The organism is Pseudoalteromonas sp. SCSIO 43088, assembly GCF_023650795.1.
Lineage (GTDB): Bacteria > Pseudomonadota > Gammaproteobacteria > Enterobacterales > Alteromonadaceae > Pseudoalteromonas > Pseudoalteromonas shioyasakiensis.
The window spans coordinates 3385016-3410054 of the sequence record NZ_CP072675.1; the positions used below are offsets into that span (position 1 = coordinate 3385016).

Annotated in this window: 19 protein-coding genes; 7 read left to right on the forward strand and 12 right to left on the reverse strand. The window is 36.7% G+C overall.

The features are described from left to right. Positions 1 to 225: 225 nt before the first annotated feature. Together J8Z28_RS15655 and focA are read left to right on the forward strand one after the other, a co-directional pair. Positions 226 to 1377, forward strand: coding sequence for an iron-containing alcohol dehydrogenase (locus J8Z28_RS15655; protein ID WP_250659657.1), 1152 nt, complete (start codon positions 226 to 228; stop codon positions 1375 to 1377). A 146-nt stretch (positions 1378 to 1523) separates the two neighbouring features. Continuing rightward, complete coding sequence (gene focA / locus J8Z28_RS15660) at positions 1524 to 2393, forward strand: formate transporter FocA (protein ID WP_250659658.1); 870 nt, start codon at positions 1524 to 1526, stop codon at positions 2391 to 2393. Between the two features lie 85 nt (positions 2394 to 2478). Here the strand turns inward: focA and J8Z28_RS15665 are convergent, their stop codons facing one another. Then, positions 2479 to 3393: a LysR family transcriptional regulator gene (locus tag J8Z28_RS15665; protein WP_250659659.1), complete on the reverse strand. Its 915-nt coding sequence runs from the start codon at positions 3391 to 3393 to the stop codon at positions 2479 to 2481. Positions 3394 to 3512: 119 nt separating this feature from the next. Between J8Z28_RS15665 and J8Z28_RS15670 the strand changes: the two genes are divergently transcribed. Further along, a complete protein-coding gene (locus J8Z28_RS15670; protein ID WP_250659660.1) occupies positions 3513 to 4556 on the forward strand; it encodes an alpha/beta hydrolase in 1044 nt (347 codons plus the stop codon). A 337-nt stretch (positions 4557 to 4893) separates the two neighbouring features. Here the strand turns inward: J8Z28_RS15670 and J8Z28_RS15675 are convergent, their stop codons facing one another. The 6 genes from J8Z28_RS15675 to J8Z28_RS15700 form a co-directional block, all read right to left on the reverse strand. Continuing rightward, a complete protein-coding gene (locus J8Z28_RS15675; RefSeq protein ID WP_250659661.1) occupies positions 4894 to 5400 on the reverse strand; it encodes a YqhA family protein in 507 nt (168 codons plus the stop codon). Positions 5401 to 5418: 18 nt separating this feature from the next. Continuing rightward, on the reverse strand, positions 5419 to 6345 hold the full coding sequence (locus J8Z28_RS15680; protein WP_250659662.1) for a bestrophin family protein: 927 nt from the start codon (positions 6343 to 6345) through the stop codon (positions 5419 to 5421). Between the two features lie 82 nt (positions 6346 to 6427). Continuing rightward, entirely contained in the window at positions 6428 to 8023 is a 1596-nt protein-coding gene (gene gshA, locus J8Z28_RS15685) for a glutamate--cysteine ligase (protein WP_250659663.1), read from the reverse strand. A gap of 87 nt (positions 8024 to 8110) precedes the next feature. Continuing rightward, positions 8111 to 8950, reverse strand: coding sequence for an S-formylglutathione hydrolase (gene fghA, locus J8Z28_RS15690; RefSeq protein ID WP_250659664.1), 840 nt, complete (start codon positions 8948 to 8950; stop codon positions 8111 to 8113). A gap of 63 nt (positions 8951 to 9013) precedes the next feature. Further along, a complete protein-coding gene (locus tag J8Z28_RS15695) occupies positions 9014 to 10144 on the reverse strand; it encodes an S-(hydroxymethyl)glutathione dehydrogenase/class III alcohol dehydrogenase (RefSeq protein ID WP_284693431.1) in 1131 nt (376 codons plus the stop codon). A 194-nt stretch (positions 10145 to 10338) separates the two neighbouring features. Beyond that, on the reverse strand, positions 10339 to 10665 hold the full coding sequence (locus J8Z28_RS15700; protein ID WP_250659665.1) for a DMT family transporter: 327 nt from the start codon (positions 10663 to 10665) through the stop codon (positions 10339 to 10341). A 176-nt stretch (positions 10666 to 10841) separates the two neighbouring features. Between J8Z28_RS15700 and J8Z28_RS15705 the strand changes: the two genes are divergently transcribed. Beyond that, complete coding sequence (locus J8Z28_RS15705) at positions 10842 to 11708, forward strand: LysR substrate-binding domain-containing protein (protein WP_250659666.1); 867 nt, start codon at positions 10842 to 10844, stop codon at positions 11706 to 11708. A 479-nt stretch (positions 11709 to 12187) separates the two neighbouring features. On the opposite strand, the gene J8Z28_RS15710 is transcribed toward J8Z28_RS15705, so the two are convergent. The 5 genes from J8Z28_RS15710 to J8Z28_RS15730 all read right to left on the reverse strand — a co-directional run bounded on the left by J8Z28_RS15710 (position 12188) and on the right by J8Z28_RS15730 (position 21928). Further along, on the reverse strand, positions 12188 to 12841 hold the full coding sequence (locus J8Z28_RS15710; RefSeq protein WP_250659667.1) for a hypothetical protein: 654 nt from the start codon (positions 12839 to 12841) through the stop codon (positions 12188 to 12190). 2 nt (positions 12842 to 12843) lie between these two features. Then, positions 12844 to 16806: a site-specific integrase gene (locus J8Z28_RS15715; protein WP_250659668.1), complete on the reverse strand. Its 3963-nt coding sequence runs from the start codon at positions 16804 to 16806 to the stop codon at positions 12844 to 12846. A 1-nt stretch (position 16807) separates the two neighbouring features. Further along, complete coding sequence (locus tag J8Z28_RS15720) at positions 16808 to 18148, reverse strand: tyrosine-type recombinase/integrase (protein WP_250659669.1); 1341 nt, start codon at positions 18146 to 18148, stop codon at positions 16808 to 16810. Positions 18149 to 18546: 398 nt separating this feature from the next. Next, the gene (locus tag J8Z28_RS15725) at positions 18547 to 20817 is read right to left on the reverse strand and encodes a S8 family peptidase (RefSeq protein ID WP_250659670.1); all 2271 of its coding nucleotides are present in this window, start codon (positions 20815 to 20817) and stop codon (positions 18547 to 18549) included. A 1-nt stretch (position 20818) separates the two neighbouring features. Beyond that, positions 20819 to 21928 (reverse strand): AAA family ATPase, encoded by a 1110-nt coding sequence (locus J8Z28_RS15730; protein WP_250659671.1) that lies wholly within the window; start codon positions 21926 to 21928, stop codon positions 20819 to 20821. 350 nt (positions 21929 to 22278) lie between these two features. Here J8Z28_RS15730 and J8Z28_RS15735 point away from each other — a divergent pair, with 350 nt between their 5' ends. The 3 genes from J8Z28_RS15735 (at position 22279) to J8Z28_RS15745 (ending at position 24229) form a co-directional block, all read left to right on the forward strand. After that, entirely contained in the window at positions 22279 to 22647 is a 369-nt protein-coding gene (locus tag J8Z28_RS15735) for a hypothetical protein (RefSeq protein WP_250659672.1), read from the forward strand. Between the two features lie 354 nt (positions 22648 to 23001). Then, positions 23002 to 23823 (forward strand): P-loop NTPase family protein, encoded by an 822-nt coding sequence (locus J8Z28_RS15740; RefSeq protein WP_250659673.1) that lies wholly within the window; start codon positions 23002 to 23004, stop codon positions 23821 to 23823. Continuing rightward, a complete protein-coding gene (locus J8Z28_RS15745) occupies positions 23816 to 24229 on the forward strand; it encodes a hypothetical protein (protein WP_250659674.1) in 414 nt (137 codons plus the stop codon). Before J8Z28_RS15740 ends, J8Z28_RS15745 begins: the two co-directional genes overlap by 8 nt. The last annotated feature ends 810 nt before the right edge of the window (positions 24230 to 25039 follow it).

Genomic DNA, 25039 nt, shown 5'->3' on the forward strand with positions numbered 1-25039 from the left:
TAGTATTGCTATCCAGCATAGAACATATCAATAATTGTTACAGGTGTGTAAAAGTGAATTTCACATTTGACTAATTGTTTAAAATTAGGCGGTAAATATAATGGCTTTATTAGGTTGCTGTAGACACAGTATTTGCACCATGTCAGTTCACAACTTCTAATAAATAACAGCTTGTATGTGATTTGATGTGGTTGCCGCTTTTTATTTTTATAAGAGGAAAAAGTTATGAGTAACACATTTTATATGCCACCAATGTCTTTGATGGGACAAGATGCTATTAAGGGGCTTGGTACTGAATTAGTGGCAAGAAAATTTAGAAAAGCACTAATTGTTACTGATAAAGCATTGGTTGATATTAAATTAGTAGATAGGTTGACTCAAGAGTTAGCAAATTATGATATTGATTTCGCAATTTTTGACGGTGTTAAGCCTAACCCAACGGAAAAAAATATTGAACAAGGTTTAGACTTATTAAAAGAGCAGGATTGTGACTTTGTCATTTCATTTGGTGGAGGCTCACCACACGACTGTGCAAAGTGTATAGCACTAGTTGCCACTAATGGCGGTCATATTAGAGATTACTCTACAGGTGTTCACTTATCTGCAAAGCCTCAGCTACCTTTAGTAACTGTTAATACTACAGCAGGTACTGCTGCTGAAATGACGGTTTTTGCGATTGTTACTAATGAAGAAGATGAAACTAAATACCCCGTTGTTGATAAGCATATCACTCCAATTATTGCTGTTAATGATTCAGAGTTAATGGTAGCGATGCCAAAAGCACTAACTGCTGCCACAGGTATGGATGCGTTAACTCACGCGGTAGAGGCTTATGTTTCAACAGCAGCAACACCGATTACTGATGCCGTTGCTATTAAAGCAATTGAACTAATTAGCCGACACTTGATAAAAGCGGTTGAAGATGGTGAAGATCGTCAAGCACGTGATGCAATGCAATATGGCGAGTACCTCGCAGGAATGGCATTTTCAAATGCATCATTAGGTTATGTGCATTCAATGGCGCATCAATTAGGTGGTGTTTATGACCTTGTTCACGGCTTGTGTAATGCCATTTTATTACCTAAAGTCTCACGCTTTAATGCAGTAGAAAAGGCAGAGCGCTTTGCTGATATTGCCAAGGCAATGGGTGTAGATATTACAGGGATGAGCTCAGTAGATGCTGCTGAGGCAGGTATTGTTGCTATAGAGCAGCTATCTAGTGCCGTTGGTACAGACCAAAAACTTGCTGACTTAGGTGTGAAAGAAGACAAGTTAGAATTTATGGCTATTAATGCATTAAACGATGCTTGCTCTTTAACAAACCCTAGAAAAGCAAGCACTGAAGAAATTGTTAAGTTATACCAATCGGCAATGTAAGCTTCGTGTTAAGCCAACACTTCACTAATGGTGGAGTGTTGGCTATGATTCGCTTTCTACTTTTATTATCACAGATAATGTCAGTATTTCTTATCCTATTATTTGGTTACTCGAGCGAACAAAAGTAACCCAAGTGAATATTACCTATGAACAAAAAGATTAACCCTTTTGATGCATTAATACCTCAAGCCATGGCACAAAAAGCTGAAGAAGTTGGTATTGTTAAGGTGGCGAAAGATCCTTTTCAATCTTTTTATCTTGCCATTACCGCAGGCATTTTTATTGCTATTGCCTTTGTTTTTTATACTACAGTGACAATAGGTACAGGTAACATGCCTTTTGGTATAGCTAAGCTTATTGGCGGCTTAGCCTTTAGTATTGGTTTAATTTTAGTGGTTATATGTGGTGGAGAACTGTTTACCTCTTCAGTATTAACCACCATTGCTCGAGCAAGTGGCAGAATTAGCACCTCTCAACTTGTTCGCAATTGGCTTACGGTATACTTAGGTAATATGGTAGGCACTTTCTTGTTTGTTGGCATTATTTGGTTTGCTCAACAACACTTGCTTGGCGGGGGGGAATGGGGGCTTAATGCAATGGTAATTGCACAACATAAGTTGACTTATAGCTTTAGCCAAGCGGTTGCATTAGGTTTACTTTGTAATTTAATGGTTTGTCTTGCTGTATGGATGACATTTTCCTGTCGTAGTGCCACTGATAAAGTGATGGTGATGATTCTTCCAGTAGCTATGTTTGTTGCTTGTGGCTTTGAACATAGTATTGCCAATATGTTTATGATCCCGATGGCTATTGTAATTAAAAATTGTGCTAGCCCTGAATTTTGGGCCATGGTCGGCTATAGCCCCGCAGATTTTGCGGATTTAACTACAACCCGTTTTATAGTTAATAACTTACTCCCAGTCACTCTCGGTAATATTATTGGTGGTGGTTTGTTAGTTGGTATGACTTATTGGGCGATTTATCGTCGTTCTGAGGTAAAAAATATTAATGGATAATAAGCTGGTTGTTTTTACTGTTTGAGGTTAGTGGTAATGAGCAAAATAAAACATTTTCTGCAATCGACAGTTTAGCATCATTTATTCAATACTCACTTTTACGGTTAAGTACTTGATTGTAACGATTTGCAAAGTGTTCAAGCATCCACTCGATAAGTAAATTAACTCTTTTAAGTTGATAACGGTGCGGCGGACATACAATCGACAGCTGTGATGGCTTAGCCCAGTCAGCCAATACTTCTACTAAACTTCCTTCATTAATCGCTTGTTGCGTTCTCAGGGCAGTCATTCTTGCAATACCTAACCCGGCTTTAGCAGCCTTAAGCATAATAAGACCATTAGTTGCTTGAAAGCCTGTGGTAGCGATAACGGTTTGTTGAATATTGTCTTTTTCAAAAAGCCACTCCTTGACACTACCATATATAAACGGAAAATCCTTTAAATCCTCTGGTTGATTAATTGTTGCATTGTTATCCATTAACTTAGGGCTTATAACGTATCGATTAGCTACAGTATAAAGGTGTCTTGTGATTAATGAAGAGTCTTGCTGCTTACCTAGCCTAAAGACCAGATCATAAGGGCTAGTTAGTAAATCTTCACGTTTGCTAGAAAAACTTAATTGTAAATTGAGCCCTGGGTAGCGTTGTTGGAAAGCTATGAGTAGTGGGGCAATGACTTCTTCACCTAAAATACCACCCACCATATTAACTTTTATTTCGCCTTTTAAAGAATTTGTTGATTGAATGACATCATCTTGCGCTTGTTCTAGCTGTTGAACAGCTAATATTGCTTTGGCGTAGTATTGCTCGCCAGCTTCTGTGAGCCGTAAATTTCGTGTAGTTCGATATAACAGTTGGACGCCAATAACTTTTTCTAGTTCAGACACTTGTTGGCTTAAAATAGCTTTAGACCGTCCTGAAGACTCTGCCGCAGCAGTGAAGCTACCCTCCTTAACCACAACAATAAAAGAGTGGATGCCTTTCCAATATATATCGTGCATTAACTTTGAGCTCACATTGTAAATAAAAACCAAAATCTGATTTTATAATTGACTTATATATCGGTGAAAATATTCCCCGTATAGTGCTGATAGTGTATCACTCAAGACAAAATCAAAGTATGAAAAAGATAAAGTTTAAACAGATATTCGCTATATTGTCTATTGTATTAGCAAGCAATGCTTATGCTGAATTAGGGCAAATAAAGCAACCACAAGATAGCCTAGCAGCAGTAAAATCAAAAGGGGGTGTTGCTGCATCTTTTATGGTAGAAGGCCACCCTATCGCGGCAAATGTGTACTACCCTGATGCATATCAATCGACAAACCAATACCAAGCTATTGTTGTAGTTGCCCCACAAGGGGGATTAAAGGAGCAAACGGCAGGTATTTATGCCAAAAAGCTAGCAGAAAAAGGTTTTATTACAATAGCGTTTGATCATCGTACTTATGGTCAAAGTGGTGGTGAACCTAGACATTATGAGAACCCACATTATAAAGCTGAAGATATTAAAGGAGCTGTGAGTTATATGTCTACACTTGCTGGTGTTGACGATAGAGTATCAGTACTAGCAATATGCTCTGGCGCGGGTTATGGCTTGATGGCTAGCTCAAATGATTATCGTGTGCAGTCTTTCGCAACAGTTAGTGGAGTATTTAACTTTAGAGAACGAGAAACAGGTTTAAATGATATTGCCACGAGTAAACCCGCACAAGTCAAAACCTTTCAACAAAAGATGAAAGCATCAGCATTGGCAAGGCAGAAATATTTTGATACGGGTATCATGGATTATACCCCTTTAGTGCCAGCATTAACGCCACAAACATCTTTCTTTTGGCGGCAAGGTTATGACTATTACCTGACTGAACGAGGTTTTATCAATGGCTGGGAAAATAAGCGCTCTTCACACTCATTTGAGGCTAGGTTGTCAGTTAATGCCACAACTGAATTTGCTAAACGTTTAGCTGATTTAAATACGCCATTTTTAGCTATTGCAGGTGACAAAGCTTTTACCTACCCTTTTAGTCAACGTGCAATTACTAGAGCATTAGGTAATAAAGAACTCTTTACTATTGAAGGTGCAACTCATTTTGATCTTTATGACCAAGATAAATATGTTAATCAAGCCATTAACAAGCTAGATGATTTTTTTAAACAAAAGTAACACCAATCAGAGTAAAAAGTTAACCACAAGCTTATAAATTGAATTGTGGATTTATCTCTAGTATCTGCTGAACGCCAGTAATTTTTTACTGGCGTCTTTTCTATCATTCCCTAATGTCTTTTGTAATTAAGACTATGCAAAAGCTCATCAATTGATGATATAAGTGACACTTACTCTTTACCCTCTAAGGAAATAGTTAACTTATATTAAGTAGCAACCTAAAGCAGTTTTATTCTTTGTTTAAGTTGCATATATTATATTGGAAAATTATTTCGTGAATTTTTAATTAAAAAGTTTAATTAAACTAAGCACTGTGAAGATCCAATTAGTTTGTACATTACTCATGATTCTCTTTACCTAAGCCTAAGAATTTTAAACTGATTGCTAACAATAAGATAGAAAAAGGGAGAATCAGTATTTCCCAACTTAAGTTATTTAAGTTGATGAGTATAATTTCAAGGAACTTCACAAATAAAATAATAACAATCACTTCCCCTAAAATGTTTTTCAAGCGGCCAATATTAGGCGTACTGATCCACTTTAAAACGAGAGTTTTATTTTTTGATTTTTTATCTGAAATGAATAAGGTAAAAATGCCATGAGCAAAAATAAATAACACTAAAGCAATTAAAAACGTGTCGAGTGATTTAATTAAGTAAGTTGTTGCTACTTCCGAAGTGTCGAGGTGAGCTAAACTTTCGTTCGTGACTTGACCAAGAAAAACAGTGGTGTAGGCAGCATAAGTTTTCATTGCGCCAACAATGAATAATAGCACTGAGCCTAATAAGGAGCAGACAATCGCTATCCAACTAATAAATCTAAAAATATTAAATGTTTCTTTCATTATTATATCCTTCCAATTTTACTCAAGACGATGCTTTTTAGCTTGAATAGGTTGAGGCAAGTTAGTTTCGCCTAAAATTTCTAATAAATTAATTTCAGTTGCCCGTGACATGGCATGTAATGGTAGATCATTTGCTGATAAGCCAAACGGCTCTTCTAATTCTTCACTCAGCGCATCCAGACCAAAAAAGGTGTAAGCAATAATGGCGCAAAATAATGGCGTAACTAAGCCCTGTGAAGCAACAATACCAAAAGGCAAAATAAAGCAATATAAATAGGCTGTACGTTGAACTAATAACATATAAGCAAAAGGTAAAGGTGTGTTATGAATACGTTCGCAGGCAGCCTGCACTTCGGCCATTGAGGCAATGTGATCGTCTAGACTCTGCATTAAAAAATCGGACAATAGGTTTTTATCACGGCAAGCACCAAGCTTTTGTCCCATTAAGCGTAATATCGCATCTGGCAAATTTTGTGATTGATCTAATAACAACATATCCTCTTTGGTAAGGTATTTTTTTATATCATCCCAAGGCTCAGTGTGGCGTAATTGATGACGTAGGGCATGATTAAAAGCAATGGTCAGATATATCATGCGTTTTTGCATTTGAGCGCCAACCTCAGTATTTATGTCAATGTAAGAAGAAATCTGGCGCGACAAGCTACGTGAGGCAACAATAAGTTGTCCCCACTGTTGACGGGCTTCCCACCAACGGTCATAACTAGCATTGTTTCTAAAACCAAGAAACAGTGATAAAGCAACCCCCAATAAGGCCAACGGTGCTAAGGTAAAGCTTGGAAATATATTAGGGTAATAATACTGGGTAATAGCGACACCGATACCTAGTAAGGTGACGAAGGCAATTTGTGGAAAAATAAGAGGCACAACTGAGCCACGTAAAATAAAAAATAACTGAAATGCATTAGGTTTTTCACGAACAATCAAAATTTCCTCCTGTTTAATCGATAATTGATGTAATAAAGCAAAATAAGATGATGCTAATTAAAACTGGTTGACCTTAGATCTTTTATGCTGAGATATACTGTTGAAGATATTCATCAAAACATAGCTCATCGCTTACCTCTATTTGCTGCTGTTGTTGCCATGATGTAGTGGCAGCTTGTGTTAACTGGTTCGACACCTCAGCAGAAAGTTCTTGTGATTTAAAATAAGCATGATGCTTTTTAGCTTGAAATAACATTGACTCAATAAAACCACCTTGGTTAGTGCTCATTTGCATTATCAAACCAGATGGGGTTAGTTCACTATTATCAACCTTATCGTGCTGAGCATTCACTGCTTGACCATAGGCTTGATGCTGCTCAGCACTTGGATCTGTTGTACTCATTTGGTGCGCCTGATCTAACAAGTTTGCAATAGGTATGATGTTATTTAATAAGGCGTTAGCTAATTGCTTAAAAGTAACTTCTTCTCCTTGTTGTTGTAGCAATAATGACGGGTTACGCCCTGCTAAAATAACGCGTTGTTGATTCTCTGCGATGACTTTATTTTCATCAGCAGTAAGCTTAGGGCTGTCGGCTAACAAGCAATAAAGCAAAAATGCATCAAGGAAACGAATTTGTTGTTGGTCAATACCAACGGGCAATAACGGGTTAGTATCTAAAATACGCACCTCAACATATTCCACCCCTCTTTGCTTAAGTGCTGTTAACGGTTTTTCATATGATTGTGTCGTACGTTTAGGGCGAATCTCGCTGTAGTATTCATTTTCAATTTGTAAAATATTGGCGTTAAGTTGACGATAGTGATTATCAACTTTAACCCCTATTTTTTCATAATCAGGGCAAGGTTGAGTAATGGCTTGGCTAAGGCCTTGGCAATAACTGTCAAGGTCGTTATAACTAATCGCTAAATTACTCTGCGCTGTACTCTGGTAACCTAAATCGCTCATTCTTAACGATGTGGCAAAAGGTAAACCTAAGGTATTTTGGCCTACCTGGCTTAAATTATGGTTATCATTATTAGCAACAAAACTGCGATCGAGTACGGGAGAGGCACCAAATAAGTATATTAATAACCAAGAATGGCGACGAAAATTGCGGATTAAATCAAAGTAACATTGCGATTTAAACTGTTGGATATCACCACTTTCTCCTCTAAGTTTTTGATAGTAAGACCAGAAGTCATCAGGCATGGAAAAATTGTAATGAATACCTGCAATAGACTGCATAGTGCGACCATAACGATGCGCAAGTCCCTGACGATAAACATGTTTCATTTTACCAATATTTGAGCGGCCATATTGTGCAATGGGAATACTGTTATCCCCTGATAATCGACATGGCATACTGGCTGGCCATAAATATTCACCTTGTAAGTGATTCAAGGTAAAACGATGTAAATCAGCAAGGTAATTAATGCTGTCATCTACACGATGAAATACTGGCGTAATATATTCTAATAGGGCTTCGGAATAGTCAGTGGTGATACTACTATGTGTTAATGCAGAGCCAAGTGCTTGTGGATGCTGAGTTTGTGCCATGGTTGCAGTTGATGTAACTCTTAACCCTTCTTTTTCAATCCCGCGTTGGATACGTGTTAACAATGGCAAATTTTTAGCGTCACCAAGATGTTGTAGGTGAGTTTGGTACAAATCAGACAAGACAGTATTCCTATCAATAAATTGGCTGGTGCATGTAGTTAAAAATAAAAAACTACCGCCAAGTTTTCTTGACGGTAATGATATGAGTTACTTGTTCAGGTGGGCAGCATGAAAGCGTAAATGATCTTCAATAAAGCTAGCGATAAAGTAATAGCTATGATCATAACCTTCATGAAGGTTTAGCTCTAGTGGGTAACCACTTGCTTTTGCTGCTGCTATTAATACCTCAGGCTTCAATTGCTCAGCTAAAAAGTCATCAGACTCACCCTGATCTACTTTAGCAGGAATAAACTGTGTTGCTTGTCGCATCAGTTCACTGGCATCATGGTTGCGCCAAGTGTCTTTATCTTTACCTAAATAAGCAGTAAAGGCTTTTTGACCCCAAGGACAATTCATTGGATTGCTAATTGGGCTAAATGCCGACATCGAGCGATAACGATCTGGGTTTAACATGGCAATGGTTAACGCGCCGTGTCCACCCATGGAATGACCTGAGATCGAACGTACATTAGATACAGGAAACGTCGCCTCAATTAACTGAGGTAACTCATTAACCACATAATCATACATTTGGTAATGACGATTCCACGGTGCTTGGGTAGCATTTACATAAAAACCCGCGCCTTGTCCTAGGTCATAACCTTCATCATTAGCAACATCTTCACCACGTGGGCTAGTATCAGGTGCCACAATAGCAATACCTAATTCTGCCGCGATACGTTGTGCGCCAGCCTTTTGCATAAAGTTTTCGTCAGTGCAAGTTAAGCCAGACAGCCAGTACAACACCGGCACTTTTTTTCCGTTTGATGCTTGTGGCGGTAAATAGATAGCAAAACGCATATCACAGTTGAGTGTTTTGGCATGATGGCTATATTGTTTATGCCAGCCGCCAAAGCTCTTGTTTACACTTAAATTTTCAATGGTCATCTTAATACCTTAAATTAAAGGCTACCTCGGTTGGGAGTACCTAACGAGGTAGCTGAATAATTTTTATTTATCGAAATGAATAACGGTGCGAATACTTTCACCTTTATGCATTAAGTCAAATGACTCATTAATATCTTCTAAGCCCATAGTATGAGTAATAAAGTCACTTAATTTGAATTCACCCGCTAAGTAGCGTTCAACATAATCAGGTAACTCAGTGCGGCCTTTAACTCCACCAAAAGCAGAACCTCGCCATACACGACCTGTCACTAACTGGAATGGGCGAGTTGCAATTTCTTGCCCTGCACCAGCAACACCAATAACAACAGACTCACCCCAACCTTTATGACAACACTCTAACGCTGAACGCATTAGATTAACGTTACCGATACACTCAAAAGAGTAATCTACACCGCCGTCAGTTAATTCAACAATGACATCTTGAATAGGTTTATCGTAATTTTTTGGATTAATAAAATCAGTTGCACCTAATTTTTTCGCCAAGTCAAATTTGCTCTCGTTAATGTCAATAGCAATAATGCGAGAAGCTTTTGCCATAGTTGCACCAATAACGGCAGATAAACCAATACCACCAAGACCAAAGATAGCAACAGTTGCACCTTCTTCAACTTTAGCGGTATTCATTACCGCACCCATTCCTGTGGTAACCCCACAACCTAACAAGCAAACTTCTTCTAATGGTGCGTCTTTATTTACTTTTGCTAAAGAAATTTCAGGTAATACAGTATATTCAGAGAAAGTTGAACACCCCATATAATGGTAAATAGGTTGACCATCTTTATAAAAACGCGTTGTACCGTCAGGCATTAAACCCTTACCTTGAGTTTCACGGATCTTCTGACAAAGGTTAGTTTTACCTGATGTACAGAATTTACACTCGCCACACTCTGGAGTGTATAATGGAATAACATGATCACCCACTTGTACACTGGTAACACCTTCACCCACTTGTTCAACAATACCGCCACCTTCGTGACCTAAAATTGCTGGGAAAATACCTTCTGGATCTTCACCAGATAAAGTAAAAGCATCGGTATGACATACACCTGAAGCAATAACTTTAATTAATACCTCACCTTTGCGAGGTAGCATGACATCAACCTCTTCAACAGATAATGGTTGTTTAGGTCCCCAAGCAATGGCAGCTTTTGATTTAATAAATTGATCTGACATATTTTTCTCACTTTAAATTGATGAAACTTCAATAGATTAATAACGTAGACATAGATGACACATGTTAGTCTAGTCTAATAAATTTTTTTAAACATGATAATGTATCGATAATACTATCACTTTTACTCCTCAGTAACAATCTGCATGACTTTACCCTTTAAAATCAAACTATTAACTACTTTTCTAAACTCCCTTTAGTGACCATGACCTTGCGAAAGGTTAATCATGGCAACACCTATGGCAACAAAGGCCATACCAAACCATGTGCTTAACTCAATATGTTGACGATAAATAATGGTAGACAATAAAGTAACTGTAATTATTGCTAAACCTGCCCAAATAGCATGCACAATACCAATAGGCATGTTTTTCATCGCTTGACTTAAAAATACAAAGGCGGCGAGGTGGCCAAACAACACCAAAGCACTCGCTAGTGGTTTGGTAAAACCATTTGTTTCCTTTAATGCAACATGGGACATTGCTTCGGCAGCAACACCAAATAAAAGAAATAACCAACTCATATTTGCTCCTAACTATATTTTTAATCTGTTGTTTAAAGCCTTAGCACTTTGTCTTACTTGGATTGCCAACTAGCTAAACCACAACAACTTGTTTTCAATGATGGCTATTATATTTATTTCCTGTTGGATGATAATATGCTAATTTGGAAAATCACTTGTACATATAGGTAACAATCATGCAGTGGGAAGGTATTAGCGAATTTGTCTTTGTTGCAGAAAATGAGAGCTTTACTAAAGCTTCAAAAAAAATGGCGATTTCTACAGCACAAGTTAGTCGTCAAATTAGTGCGTTAGAAAATAGGCTGAATATCAAGTTGTTTTACCGTACAACACGTAAAGTATCACTGACTGAAGAAGGACAGGTCTTTTATCAACACTGTCGTAGTGTGCTCGATGGCTTAGATGCAGCCGAGCGAGCGGTAACCAATTTACAGTCTAAGCCTCAAGGAAAAATTAAATTAACCGCATCAGTTACTTATGGTGAGCAACAGATTTTGCCTTTGGTCAATAATTTTATGAAACAATATAATGACATTGAGGTTTCAGCTTATTTAAGCAACCGACAGATTGACTTAGTAGAAGAAGGCTTTGATTTAGCTATCCGTCTTGGTAATTTAAGTGACTCATCGATGATGGCAAAAAAGTTGGGTAAAAGAACAAACTATGTTTGTGCATCTCCCAGTTACATAAGTACACATGGCATTCCCCATTCTTTATCAGAGCTAAATAAACACAGCTGTTTATTAGGGACTCTTGATTATTGGCATTTTAGAGAAGCGGGTAGAGAAAAAAATATTCGCGTAAAAGGAAGGTTGCGCTATAACAGTGGCTCTGGTTTAGTTGATGCAGCATTAAAGGGCTTAGGCATAGTGCAATTGCCAGACTATTATGTACAAGAGCATATAAAAAGTAAGGAGCTAATAACATTACTGGATAATTATCGAGTTCCAGATGAAGGTATTTGGGCTCTATACCCTCAAAACCGCCATTTATCACCTAAAATAAGGGTGTTAGTCGATTATCTTGCTACGCATTTAAAGTAATTGATATAAATTTGTTAAAGGGCTTAATGAGCAACTTAATTGGAAATTAGTGCTATTACTAATTAAGCGTTCAGATATGTTTTGGCTAATTTTGAAAGTCTTCACTTGGTAAAACAATATCGGGTAAAGAAATTTCAAAATAAGTCTTTTGTTCCTTTGTGAAGCATTTCATGCTGCCCTCGAAATTATGTAGTATAATATTTTGAACAACATTCAATCTTAGCTATACAAAACCTCTTTGTATTTCACTAATTATAAAAGATCAAACATATTTGGTTGTCGTTTAGCGTCTATTCCGGAATTATTATCTGAGTAATTCATTACTAAGTTGGTTACGTTTTCTATATTTGCTTGAATACTTATTTCCTCCTTTAATTAAGTGGGCGATCTCGTTATACCAATACAATTTAATCAAATGCTGTACATGTAATCAGGCAGTCTTATAAAGTAGTTAAATCGCTCTGTATCATCTTACTAATTTAGATTCCCGCTCCAATTATTTTAATAATTGAAGATTCAAGAATTTTAGACTTTTTTAATATGTCTTTAGCAACTAGTTCATTGTCAACAATTTTGGATAAATCTATGAGACTTTCTTTATCAATTACAACTGAATCTTTGAACTCACACAGAAGAGCTACTATCACTTTGTGACTGGCATCTAAAGCTTCAAGGAGTTCATTCTGGGAAAAGTTCGATGTTAGCAAATGAGGCTGTTCCACCTTTTTTAATAAATTCTTATTTTTGTATTCTAGTTTTTTGATTTGATTCTGAAGGCTAGCGATCTGTGATTCTTTAGTTACTTCTAATAACGCCATAGAATACTTTTCATTCGAGTTTTTCTGACTGTTAAAGTGCTTGAGAACCTTCTCCCTATAAGGGGCTTTGTCACTAACTAAAGTTGAAACTGAAATCTTATCTATTTTGTTAGGGCAACGTTTTGTCGCAATATTTATCTCTTTTTCGTTGTATTTTTTTGCGATAAAAATTGCTAGTTGCCAAAGAGATTCAAATTGAGATTTACTTTGCTCCAAGTCTCTAAGTATTTCGCAAATGGCGTTAAGCCTTATCTTACACTTGGTAGAGTGGTATCTATTAGCGTTACTTTTGTTAGCAGGTTCAATTTTTTTCATATCTAGCTTATTACTTTTAGATTAGAAAGTTTTTTGAATGTCTCTTCAATGTCGTCTAGTGTTTTGTTTAATGAAATAGGGTTAGTGATATTGATGGAGGCAAGCAAGCCTTTTGTATCTGTGTCCTCCGAAGATAACTCAATTTGCTCCTTAATTAATGTTCCCAACTCATCACCGTTGATAAGCAGCTTTCTTCTAAATTTGTCCATTTGAGCTTTTGCTGAAGGTGTGGCGTACTCAGAGTTTGCCAAGCTATCCATTTCGCGAACCAAGGCTTTGTTGAGAGGTGTATCGGCTAATTTATTGTTTTCAAAATGGAGTATTAAGGCTTTGGGTTTTTCGACTAAAAGCTTGCCGGAAACTTCGGTTGATGATTCATTTTTCATATCCACTACTTTGCGAGCCAGAATTTGAAATGACGCCACCCATGCGGTAATAGCAGATGCAGCCCTTTGCCTTTCTCCTTCTAATTTACTTAATTGACCAGATGCATTCTGAGGGTAAGACTTAATTTTTTTTAGCGTTGACTCTAAATGCTCGAAAGAGTCAACATGCTTTCTAATCTCTCCAAGTATTGAGGGAATGTTATCAACCGTTTTTACCGAGTAATAACATGGTCCGCAATTGTATTCTCCAAACTCATCGATTACGTCTTTTGGGCACTTGGCACCGAAAGGGCATATATGAGTTGGAAAATACGCAAGCTGTGAATTGTTGATGTTTTGAATTGCAATTAAGCCACTATTTGGCATTCCTTGTCGTTCAGTTTGTGATGAGAAGGAAATTGCTCCCAAGTCTCGCATTGCTGTCTCTGGCTGGGACTCAACTATATCTCGGATATTCTTTTCCAGTGCTTTTTGTGAAAGCTGAAAGTAGCGTTCCAGTAAACTATTAAAGTTATCGGGGGAGCCTGTCTCATCATTTTTGACTAACTCTTCAAGGTAGTTAAGATCCAGCTTAATATAGTAGTAAAGGCACGCAAGAGATTCATGGCCAGTTATATACTCCTTAATAGCACCAGGAGGAAGTAATGTAATTTTTTCACTAGCGACGGTAGCTCTAGTTCCATGTGGTGTATGTTTGGTTTCATATTTTGTGTTACTATAATATGCCTTAAGTATGGATTGTTTAAATAACAAACGATTGCTGTAAGGCTTTGTGATAACATTCTTTAGCTCATTTTGTCGCTGATGGTAAGCTTTGATTGATACTATAGAGTCTTCTCCTAAGTTACCAACCGCAGGTAATGGTAATTCATAAAACTCTCTATAAATATCGAAAAGAAACAATAGTCTTCGGTATTGGCCCGCTACACTTGCCTCAGATAATGTCCCAGAATAAGAGTCTTTTTCATCAAAAATTTGTGTCAGCGGAGAAATTAGAGGATAGGGACTAGCTTCATCGTCATTGTAAAATATTTCTTCGATTTTTGGGTCGACAAAATCAGCAAATGATTCAAATCGAAGTAATGTGTTAATAACTCTGCTACTAACTATAGCGTTCCAGGACGTTTGCTTTACTTTGTCTGTGTTAACCAAAAGTTCATACGCTGTATTATTATTGAGTTTTTTGGTGGGTATGATCGTACCTTTATCAATATTGATATCCGAATTAGGGAGGCCAGTTTTCCACATGTTCGCGTCTAGGTGTCTGATATGTATATGTCGAATACCTGTTTCTAGTGCAATAAAATTCTCAAAAACTTGTTGGAAAGTTGGGTAATAATAAGCTGAATTATTATAAGTAGTTACCGCTTCATATGTAAAACGAGTCGGGATAAAGGGTATGGGATAGCATTTGCCATCCATGTAGAAAATAGGGATAAAACCTAACTCTTCACAATCATATACCTGATTTTTAGTCGCTAAGCCAAGTTGGTATAAGTTATTTGAGACTAAATACCAATAGAAATCACAAATAGCAGCTGTAAATGACCAAGTTACAGGGAATTGTGATTTATCAAAAATCTCTTTGTTTGTACCACTTGGTCGCTTTGATATCTTCTTGTCTAAACCTAATATAGGGTTTCTAAAATCTTTAATATTTTCGTCGTGCTTGTAAAGCTCTAACCAGTCGAAAAAATCAGAAATATGTTTTAACTGGACATTGAAAGTATCAGCGTTAACTTTTTTGCCTAAATGGCGGACTAAGTCTGTTTCCCAGTCTTTATTGCAAACGTGTTCACGAGTAAGGTCAGCGGGTTTTAGAGGAATTTTTTTGCTATTCAGACCTATGCTGTTGGGTAACTTTTTTTCAATGAAGCTTATTAACTTATTGAGAGCTGATTTTTTTTTAATTTTAGTTCTTTTAGTAACGTTCTGTTGGTCTAAGTATCTGTCTATATATTCCCGCCAAAGATTACGGTTTTCAGGAGCAGTTTTACAAGTAGTACTCGGTTCTTCTATTTGCTTAGAAAATTCTTCAAAGTTTGTTAAAGGGAGAGTGCCAAAGTCATCATCCCAATTGAGTTCTTCATTCTCCATTTTGCGAACGTCTTTTAATGTGATGTCGGAAAAACGATATCTGTTAACAGCCATTAAAGGACGTAGAAGTTTTTGTTTACTGTTTGCCTTAATCAGCCCGTCAGGGCATAGAGTTAAAATAGTTGTTGGATAGTGATCGAGCATCCAATCTGTATTGTTGGCAAAGAAAGCTTGGAAGTCTCTGGGAAGTAACACTAGCTGTTTGCAATAAGCTATTTGCAGCATTATTTTTAGCGAGATCTTGAGCTCGTTAGAAAAATCTATAGTCCACTTGTCTCGTATTTCGTCAAAGTTAGTTTTAAGGACGTTTGCTATATCACTTAAAGAAGTTTCTCTTAGCTTAGAAAGAGCGTATAGCTGAGATATTTGGTGGGAGTCAATTTGTAAACATTTTTCAAATACGTAAATGAAAATCAATCGCGGTGTTGCTTTATTTATTTTTTCATAGCTTGAATACGACTTAGGACTGCTATAATGCCGAGATAAAAGAACTGAAAACGTATCTTCAATCAAACTAATACTCAGTCTTTGAAACTCTCTATCTGTTGGAATAACGTGAAGTTTATTTGATGAGTTATAATTTAGAGCGGGTAGTGAGTTATTTTCTCCAGCTTTTACTGAGTCATTAACTTCAGGTTTTTTTCCCATTTTCCGTTTTTTACCGTTTTCATCTATTACAACAGAATCACATGCATCAGCGAGCTCTTTGAGAGAATAGCTACACCGTGTCGGGGAGTATGCCTTGAATCCAGCTAATAATGGATAAAAGGGTAAGGTTTTTCGATTATTACTTCCTGTTCTTTCTGAATGAGAAAAATAAAAGCTTCTAAAGCTAGCTATATCAGTTAAGTCAATATCCTCAATGCTATACCAGTCCGTCGCGATCAAAATGTTATAAGAATAATCTTTAAGATATGTGGATCTTGCGTCTACACAACCCTTTAAGCTTTTAAATCTTTCATCTTCAATGAAAGTATTCTTAATGAGTTTCAACGTTTCTGGGTAGATTGGTAGAGCTGTTTCAATCCAACGTTTATTTTTTTGAGTTCTAGGAAACGAAAAGTTTAGTGGCAATAATACTGCTTTTTGAGCCCAAAGGGCGTAAAAGAAAACTCTTAGTCCAATCTTTAAATGCTTTTCTGCTGTTTTTACTATTTTCTTGTTTGCAGGTGGTGCAGATAGGCAATTGACAACTTGAGATACCTTTTCTTGAGGCAACTCGTCGCAGGTGCACAGCTCAAACATTAATTCGCACCAGTTAGTGTCAAATCCGATACTTGTTGAGCTTTTATGATTATGAAGGTATTTAAAAATTATAAGTGACGGAAAAGTCTTTGTAGATATTACTGAAGGGGTAATTGTCTGCTTGGTATCGATATGTGATTTAAGCACTTTGAATGAATCATCAAGTGCTAAATGTATAGCGTTTTCTAGTGCTCTACCTTCAACAATAAATTTCAATTTGTAGGTTGAATTGAACATGCTAAGCAGCCAAGCGCAGTTCGATTTCTTCGATGCGTCCTTTATGGAATTCAAGTTGTATTTCGTCAAAGCTCATACCATTACTAAACAGCTTTTCATTAGCTTCAGCTACATGTGCCTTTACAAGTTCCTCATCAATTTTTGCATATAACTCTGTAGAAGAAGGTGAGCTATGCCCAAGGAGTTTCTGCACATAGGCTAAAGGTAAACCATATACACCACCTTTTAACGGCAGCCAATTCAATATATATGTCGCATAGGTATGCCTTAACGAATGAGGGCTTATTCCATCTAGATTCTTGATACCTGATATTTTTGCTGATTTTTTAAACATCTTTATTCTTGAGCTTCTATCTGAGCAAAAATAGGGACGATTAGTTTTAGTATTAGTAAATAGAAATGGGTGGTTACATAAACTCATCCTTTCTTGAGTCAAGTATTTAGCAATGTTTTCGAAAAACAGGCTTTTAAATGGTTCTATAAGGAAAGTAGCGGTGGTTTCTCGTCCTTTCCATGCCAACTGAGAATACTCATCATCAGTTAAGTTGAGTTCATCTTCACTAAATTCAAATGGGCTATTCAAAGTAATTTGTTGATTTTTAAAATCGATATCCGACAATCGAAGCTGTAGTACTTCATGGCTTCGAGCACCTGATGCAGCAAGGAGTGCGTAAATTGCTTTATCTCGATAAGAGCTAGCTGACTCTATTAACTTAACTACCTGATCAAACTCAATCGTTTTTGTGGTGTAGAACTTATTTCTCTTCTTGGGTTTAGGTAATTTTAGAGCGCTAGCCCTTTGCTTTCTGTTATTTTTAATCCCCCCTCTAATAAACCCAGATAGAGCAGAGTTTTTTAAGATATTCCCTATCTCAGATTTACTTTTTATTCTCTTGTTGATGTGAAGGAAAGCTGAGTCAGAGATATCAATTATGCTCGCACCTTCTATTTCATTAATTAAAATGAATTTGGTTATTGCAGCATCGATTACAGGTAGAGAAGAGCGTTTTGTATTCTTGTTGTGATTTAAATCAGAAGCGATTTGCTGTGTAATCTTAAATCTAGATTTTTTCCCTCGAAGCAAGAAATTAGGATAGTTTTGCAAAATATTTTTGATTTCGTCAGGCCCTATATCGTAATTCAGTAACTCGATATACCGTGTAAAATAGTTTAAGAACTTGATCAGGATTTGACCGTACTGCTCTATAGTGTTATTCGCATAATTTTTATCTTTCAGAAACTCAATAAAGCGAGTAAAAGGCAAATACTCGGAGTTACCTCGGATAAGTAGAGGAGCATTCAATATTGATTTTGGAGTATGGAAGGTAGGTATATATGCCAATGTAATTCACTAAATTAAGAAAATCTTATTTAGTTATAGCAAGGCATTTAGTTATATATCAATAGTCTAACCTTTTGAAATTTATACATAATATTCTATTAATATATTCGAATGTCAAAGTTAGGATGAAAACTACATAGGAATGTGGGTTTTAATAACTTTCCCTTATGTAAATTCCTTATCGTAGTTGAAAATATTATAAAAAAAGTTGAGGCCAGTGATGCTTTAATCCTGATAAATTTAAAAATCTCACATTTTCTGAAAGTAGTAACTCTTAAAAATTTTGAAGAATAATAAGTGACAAATCTCAATTGAGGCTAACTTAAATAAAAGGGGCACATGCTTTATTGACATATGCCCAACTAAAAATTGTTGAGATCTTTTTCTGAACCTATCCTCTAGATCTTAAGTCGCTCTTGAACTCCAAGCTCTGATTGATACCTGTTAGGAGCCTCGTTTCTAATTGCATTATGTATATCAATGTTTGGGTCATTTTGAGGATCCTCAATCGTTACTACTACCGCGTATTTAGTTTTGGGGTTCTTCAAAGTCCATCTCGATTCGTGAGCTATTAGTATTTTCCAGTCTCCACTATGAATTGCACTTGAAAATGTCTTTTCCATCTTGATAACGGTGGAGTACCTATCGCTATCAAGGGCAGAAGACTTAGAAAACGGAACATCTTTATATTCATTTTTATTATTCAGTTTTATTATTTTTGTGCGGATATGGGATTTGCAGTATCCACTTTTCAAAACAGCACTTGTTTCTGGAAAGAAAGATATCGTTACTTTTACTTTTATTTTGTTTCGAACTTTTCTGTTAACTAAAACTGAAGGGACGTAGAAGGGGATTTCAATCATGTCCCGAAAATCCATATCTCCTTGATATAAATAAGACTGTATGTTTTTAGTTGAATTACATAAGAATGCGACATCAGGGTATCCATGTCCTTGCAAATGCATTAAATTTTTAGTTTCGAAGTCTAATAACTCAGTTTTCTTCGCAAAATGTATTAGCATTGCTTTGACCAAGCAAGCCGAAGCACTAGGAATAAACTCGAATAGCTTTGCTGCTAAGCGAGTTATTAGAGGCGCTGAAAAACTTGTACCTCTGGCGTAAGACAAATAATCACCTGTGTTAGATAAACCCACAACATTAAGAAAGTCGTGTTGTGACCAATTATTTCCGCAGTTCCCGCCATGTGCGATTAGATCAGGCTTGTGATATCCCGAAAAGCCGGGACCTCTTCTAGTAAAAGGGGAGGGCTCTGAAGATTTCGCCATACTTCCTGTTGCATCCTCAAATGCAACAGAACCAACCGTCAAGCCTAGCATGGACTCGCCGGGCGACATTAGTCTACTCTCATCGAGATCAAAATATTTAGGGTAGCTCTCTTGTGGTAGTGGGCAGCTTGGTGACCATGGTATATTTCCAGTGCATATAACAAACAAAACATCATACTTCCTAGATAAAATATCAATTTCACTGGCTAAAAGGTGTACGATGTCATCTTTGATTGAAGCTGGAGCATATGGGTTTTGAGGTGTGCAAGAAATAGACAAATTGTAAACTCGAATTTGCTTGTGCCACTTTTCGACCGTTGAACGAATAAGTTCTATTAATTGATCAACGGTTACTTTTACTTTATTACCTAAGTCATCAAACTTATTAATACAAACACTCAACAATTTCACGTCAGGGCTAAGGCTGCCAGTCGTTAATTGATCTTTTATAGAATCACCATAAATGATTCTGCTGCCCACAAAAGTTCCGTGTGCTGTGTTTACACCTCGATTGTCTCCAAATGGGCAGATATCTTCGATGATGCTATCAATCAAAAAGCGATTGTCTTTTTGAATCCCAGTATCGAACATACATGCGTATGCTTTTGATGTATTTGGTGTGACGTTAATTGTGTTGTCTAAAGGTTCGCCAACACTGGCCATTTCAGTAATAATCTCATCAGCAGAGTCCAAAGATTGAATAGATACAAACGATTCAGCTAAGTTTTTTAGAACAGATTTCTTTGACCTAACTCTAAGTAATGTTCCTTCCTCTCTAGGCAGGAAAGAGAGTATTTCACCATCAAGAGCTTCGATATAACTCTTAACTCCAGCATAAATCACATCGAGATCATTTGAATCTATATCAGGAAAAAGAGAAATTAATGCATCTCCTTCGGTATTGTCTTCAGTAAAATCTAATTGAAACCTTTCGGATACCTTCTCTTCAAAAGGGATTAGAGATAATTCTTCTATAGATGCGTATTTTGATTTCCCTTTACTTTCTGACGACTCACTATAAGTATTTAATTGTGAAACTAAGTCGTCAAATGATTCTTTAGACGTGCTAACGTGAGCAATGTTACTCTTAGGTGACCCAACAATTTTTGAAAGTAGATTCTCCTCTAACTTTTTACCTGTTGATGTAGATACTTTTTGTTCCTCTGGTATTTCAACCTTAAAGTATCTATTACCGATTGTTTTATCTTGTGATGTCGCGAAAATAGCCTTTAGACGATCTGCTTCGGCAAATACTTTGTGAGCATGCTTGCGGTAGCTATCCCTAGGATAAGTACCGCCACCTCCGCCGTCATATTCTCTTTTAACGGGAGGAGCTGGTTCATCTTTGATAAAAATATGCGGCCTTTGATTTCCTACGTCCATGTTATGAGCTCTTTATTTTGTGGTGGATTGTTGAATGAGAAATACCTGTAATGTCTTCTAATTTTGAATATGTATATTTCTTTTTGTATGCTAATTTCAAACACTTAATTGCTTGTATTAAGCGCCCTTCATTAGTTGATTGGTTTGAGTCTCCTCGCCTTGCGTTTTCGATTGTAGACAAGAGAAACGATTCAATAAGGTCAGTTTTTTCAATTAATCTTCGCCGTTTAGACTCATTAATAGTTCTATTCAAATCGGCACCAGTCATGCCAGCTGTCAGCTCGAGGATTTCTTTTTTGTATTCTGAGCTAGTATAACTTTCACCTAGCTCGGTTTCTAACAGGTTATCTCTCACGTTATCTTTAGGAGGAACTAACTCCCATACTACGTCAAAACGCCTCCAAATTGCGGGATCTAACATATGAGCATGGTTAGTAGCAGCTATGAGAATTCTATCTTCTGGAAGGTTATCAATATTTTGAAGTAATGATATTACGACTCGTTTGAGCTCACCTAATTCTGACTTATCATCACGCAGTTTGGCTATTGCATCAATTTCATCTAGGAAAAGAATGCAATTATTAGTTTTCAAAAAGCTAAATATCTTTCGAATATTTTCGCCCGTTTCTCCCAAATATGATGATATTAGAGAATCAAATCTAACCGTATAAAGCTCTCGTTTCATTTCTGATGCTATATGTTTTGCAAGCATAGTCTTTCCGCACCCCGGAAGACCATGTAATAGGAGAGTATTTCTAGGTTTTATATCTTGTAACTTTAATTCTTTGAACATATTCCACTCTCTAAAATAGAGAGCTAATTCATTATTCATCCACTTTGGGAGAACTGGCTTTTCTGCGTTGATATCGTTGAATCTTTCAAGTAGATCTATAGGAGGAGCAGAAAGGCTATGTTCAGACATAACAAATGTATCTGAGATTAGATTGTTATTAATTGCTATATCAGCCGCTTCTTTTATTCTAGTTGCGGCATTGTAGTGCTTTTTCTTTCTCTCAGACTCATAAATATTGTCGGCAACGGCTTTCACATCATTCCAATCCTTCCGAGACAATGCGTCAAAAATATCTATAAAGTTTTCAACGGTTGGCATTACTCAATGCTCCAAGTTAGTGTGCCTGACAAACTATTTAAATTAAGCTTATCCAATAATTGAAGTTTACCTGAAATGTTGGATAAATCAATATTGAGTCTACTCCTCTAGTGGATTCTGTCGATATTAGAAACTTTAAGGATGACGCTTTGAACTAAATATATTGCAGCTAGTGAGCCGAAATTGCTTAACAATTTCAAGAAAGTAATATTGATTTTGTGTATAGTTGATAAAGGCCGTAATGGCGGCCTGTGACCACAATTACGAAGCGAAAGCCCATTTTTAAAATTGCTACTTATTGTCTAGGTATCAGAAGTGCTGTGGATTTCTTGATACTCTGAGGGTTAGTAGTGTCTGAAGGAAAATCACGATTATTAAGAACTGCACAACGGCAGGCCAGAGCGCTGTCTGATTTGTCAGGGTGCAAGCTAAATCAGGCTCAAATGACTTTAGCTATTGATGTATTTGGTTATATGTCTTGGGCTAAACTAAAATCGGCGATAGAAAAAGGTGAGCTTCCAGAGATAAAAGCTTGTTTACTGGACTGGGAACACGAAGACACAGCTCTATTAATTTCTGTTATAAAAACTAACTGGCAAGACTGGTCTATAAACTTCTCTCAGATTAAATACCTAAAGGGAATTGAGACTAAAAAAATTATTTCACATATCCTTAAAATTGATGAGCTTGAATTAGAGAAAGTCATCAATCAAGATTAACGATTTCTTATCCATTCTCGTTGTGTTTCCTCGTAGTTAAAGCTTTTTAAATTAAGAGTCAGTGCGCTTGAAAAGACAATTCATATATATTGCCGACCAGCTAGTTTTACTATGATGCTTCATAGGGAAGTCGCATCAACTACTATTAAGGTCGGCGATTTTTCTTAATTGGTGTAGCCAGACTTGAGTTAAATAAGTTAATTGGCGTAGACTAATTGTGTATTCGTTATCAATATGAATTCAGGGCTGTGCGGACAGCCTGTGCCGCCAATATACGACGAAGCTCAGCATCCGTAAAAACTTAATGATTTATGTGACATACGCGTGGTGGGTTTATGTTTTATAGGTATCATTATGAGTGCATTGTCCGTTAAGTGTGGTTGTGTAGTTTACGACCGATCCAAAACCTATTCTCGACTAGATCATAATTCAGTAGCCCCTTGTTTAAAGTTTGATGTTGAATACACACATGATTATATCTCTCGCATTGTAGGCTTTTGTTATAGAGGCCAGTCGATTTACAACATTGCTGAAGAATTAAATAAGTGTGTTGACTATGTCTTTTATCATTTCACCCATGATTTAGAGACCATGAATCAAATATACTCGGATAATAAGATTAAGCGGCTCAGAAAAGAAGTTAGAAAGCCATTAGATAAAATCCCTTTTCTATTCGAGTACGACTCTCTGTGGAATTCTAGAATTAGGGCAGTTTTAAATGATATAGATGGTTACGATTTCTGCATAAGTCCTGCTGAGTTAATGGAATTGAACGGATTATCTGTTGAAAAGCTCAATAAGGTTTTCAAAGCACTTAAAATTGATTATGTAGTTGATGAAAGATCTAAACTCCATAGCTCTTTAGAAGACAGACTTGTTCGTCAATTGCAGCAATCAGATCATTGGATTCAATACAACCAAGGCAAACCATTTTACGATACTTCCGAACTTCCTCTCACTATCGACAAAAGGTCAATGACCCACGAGCAGGAAAAAGATTGGATATTGAGGAAAATACTCCCTTGGTTCAATAATGAACTTGAGGCTATGTTCTGGTTTGAAAACGATATTATTGCTAGCTTAGGCTCACGTACCCCCGAATGGCTATTAAATAATGGCAAATTTGAGGCATTGAAGTATTACATAAAAGCAATCGAGTTAAGTTGCGATGCTTGATCTCGAATACACTGAATTGAGAAGAAACGAAGAGATAGTTTTACATGCTGCTAATGTAGATCATTGTGTCGTTGTTAAGTTAGTCATTAATATTTTGGACAAATGGGAGTGTGGGGTTGAACAAAAAGGTAAAATACTTGGTTTAGAGCCTAATTCTTGGAAAGAGAAGGAAATAGTCTTATCAGATCAGCAGCTCATACGAGCCAGTTACATTGCAAACATTCATGCTGTTTTAAGAACAAAATTCAATAATGAAAGTAATATATATGGCTTTATGAGAATGCCAAACAAAAATGAATTTTTTAATGGAAAACAACCAGTTGAAGTTATTTCTGAAGGAGGTGTTGAGTCGTTAAAGTCTACTTATTATGAACTAAAAAAGAATTTACTAGTAAAGGAAGATTGAAGAAATGGTGGCCCTTCACAGACTTGAACTGTGGACCTACCGATTCAGATAATCCTATGTTTTCACATAAGCCTGGACTATATCATCACCCTCGTATTAGTACGGTGGGGTGTCGGACGCTAATGGTGTATTACGTAACAAGATCGTGTTACTCCACCTAGTCTCTGAACCTTCCTGATACGCTTATCAGGCTTGGCTGCTGATTGGCATGTTTATTTTAGAAATAAACGAAGCTTTCCAGCAATTCATCCGATTTTTCCATATAACATTACTGCTATAGGTCACAAATAACTTATGAGTCGGGTGCTCTAACCAACTGAGCTAAAGGGCCATCTCTTCATTTCGTATAATCTAGAAGAATATACATTTAAAACAATTTAATAAACTTGTTTTAAATGTATATTCTCAATTCCATTTTTACTTACGAGTAAACTCGCAGTTCAAGGACTTCTTGTCCTCTTTTTTCTTCTCTTCCCTTTGTCCTTTCTGTCTTATTTAATATACGAGAATTCGTATACCACATAAGAACTGGGGACCTAACGATTATGAGTCGTGTGCTCTAACCAACTGAGCTAAGGGGCCATTGTATTAGCGAAAGCTAAATTTTTTTGATGCGTTTAGCAGGTTTAACTGACTAAAGCGGGATGCAGTATAAAAAGTTTTTGTAACCTTGTCACTAGCAAAACCCTTTATTTTAACAATCACTAAATCAACTGCTCAAATAGTAAACTCTTTGTTTTTACAACGACCTTAAAGCATGCCGATTAGTTTCTAGCCTCCGACATTGTTCTAGATCAAATAGCTAAATCA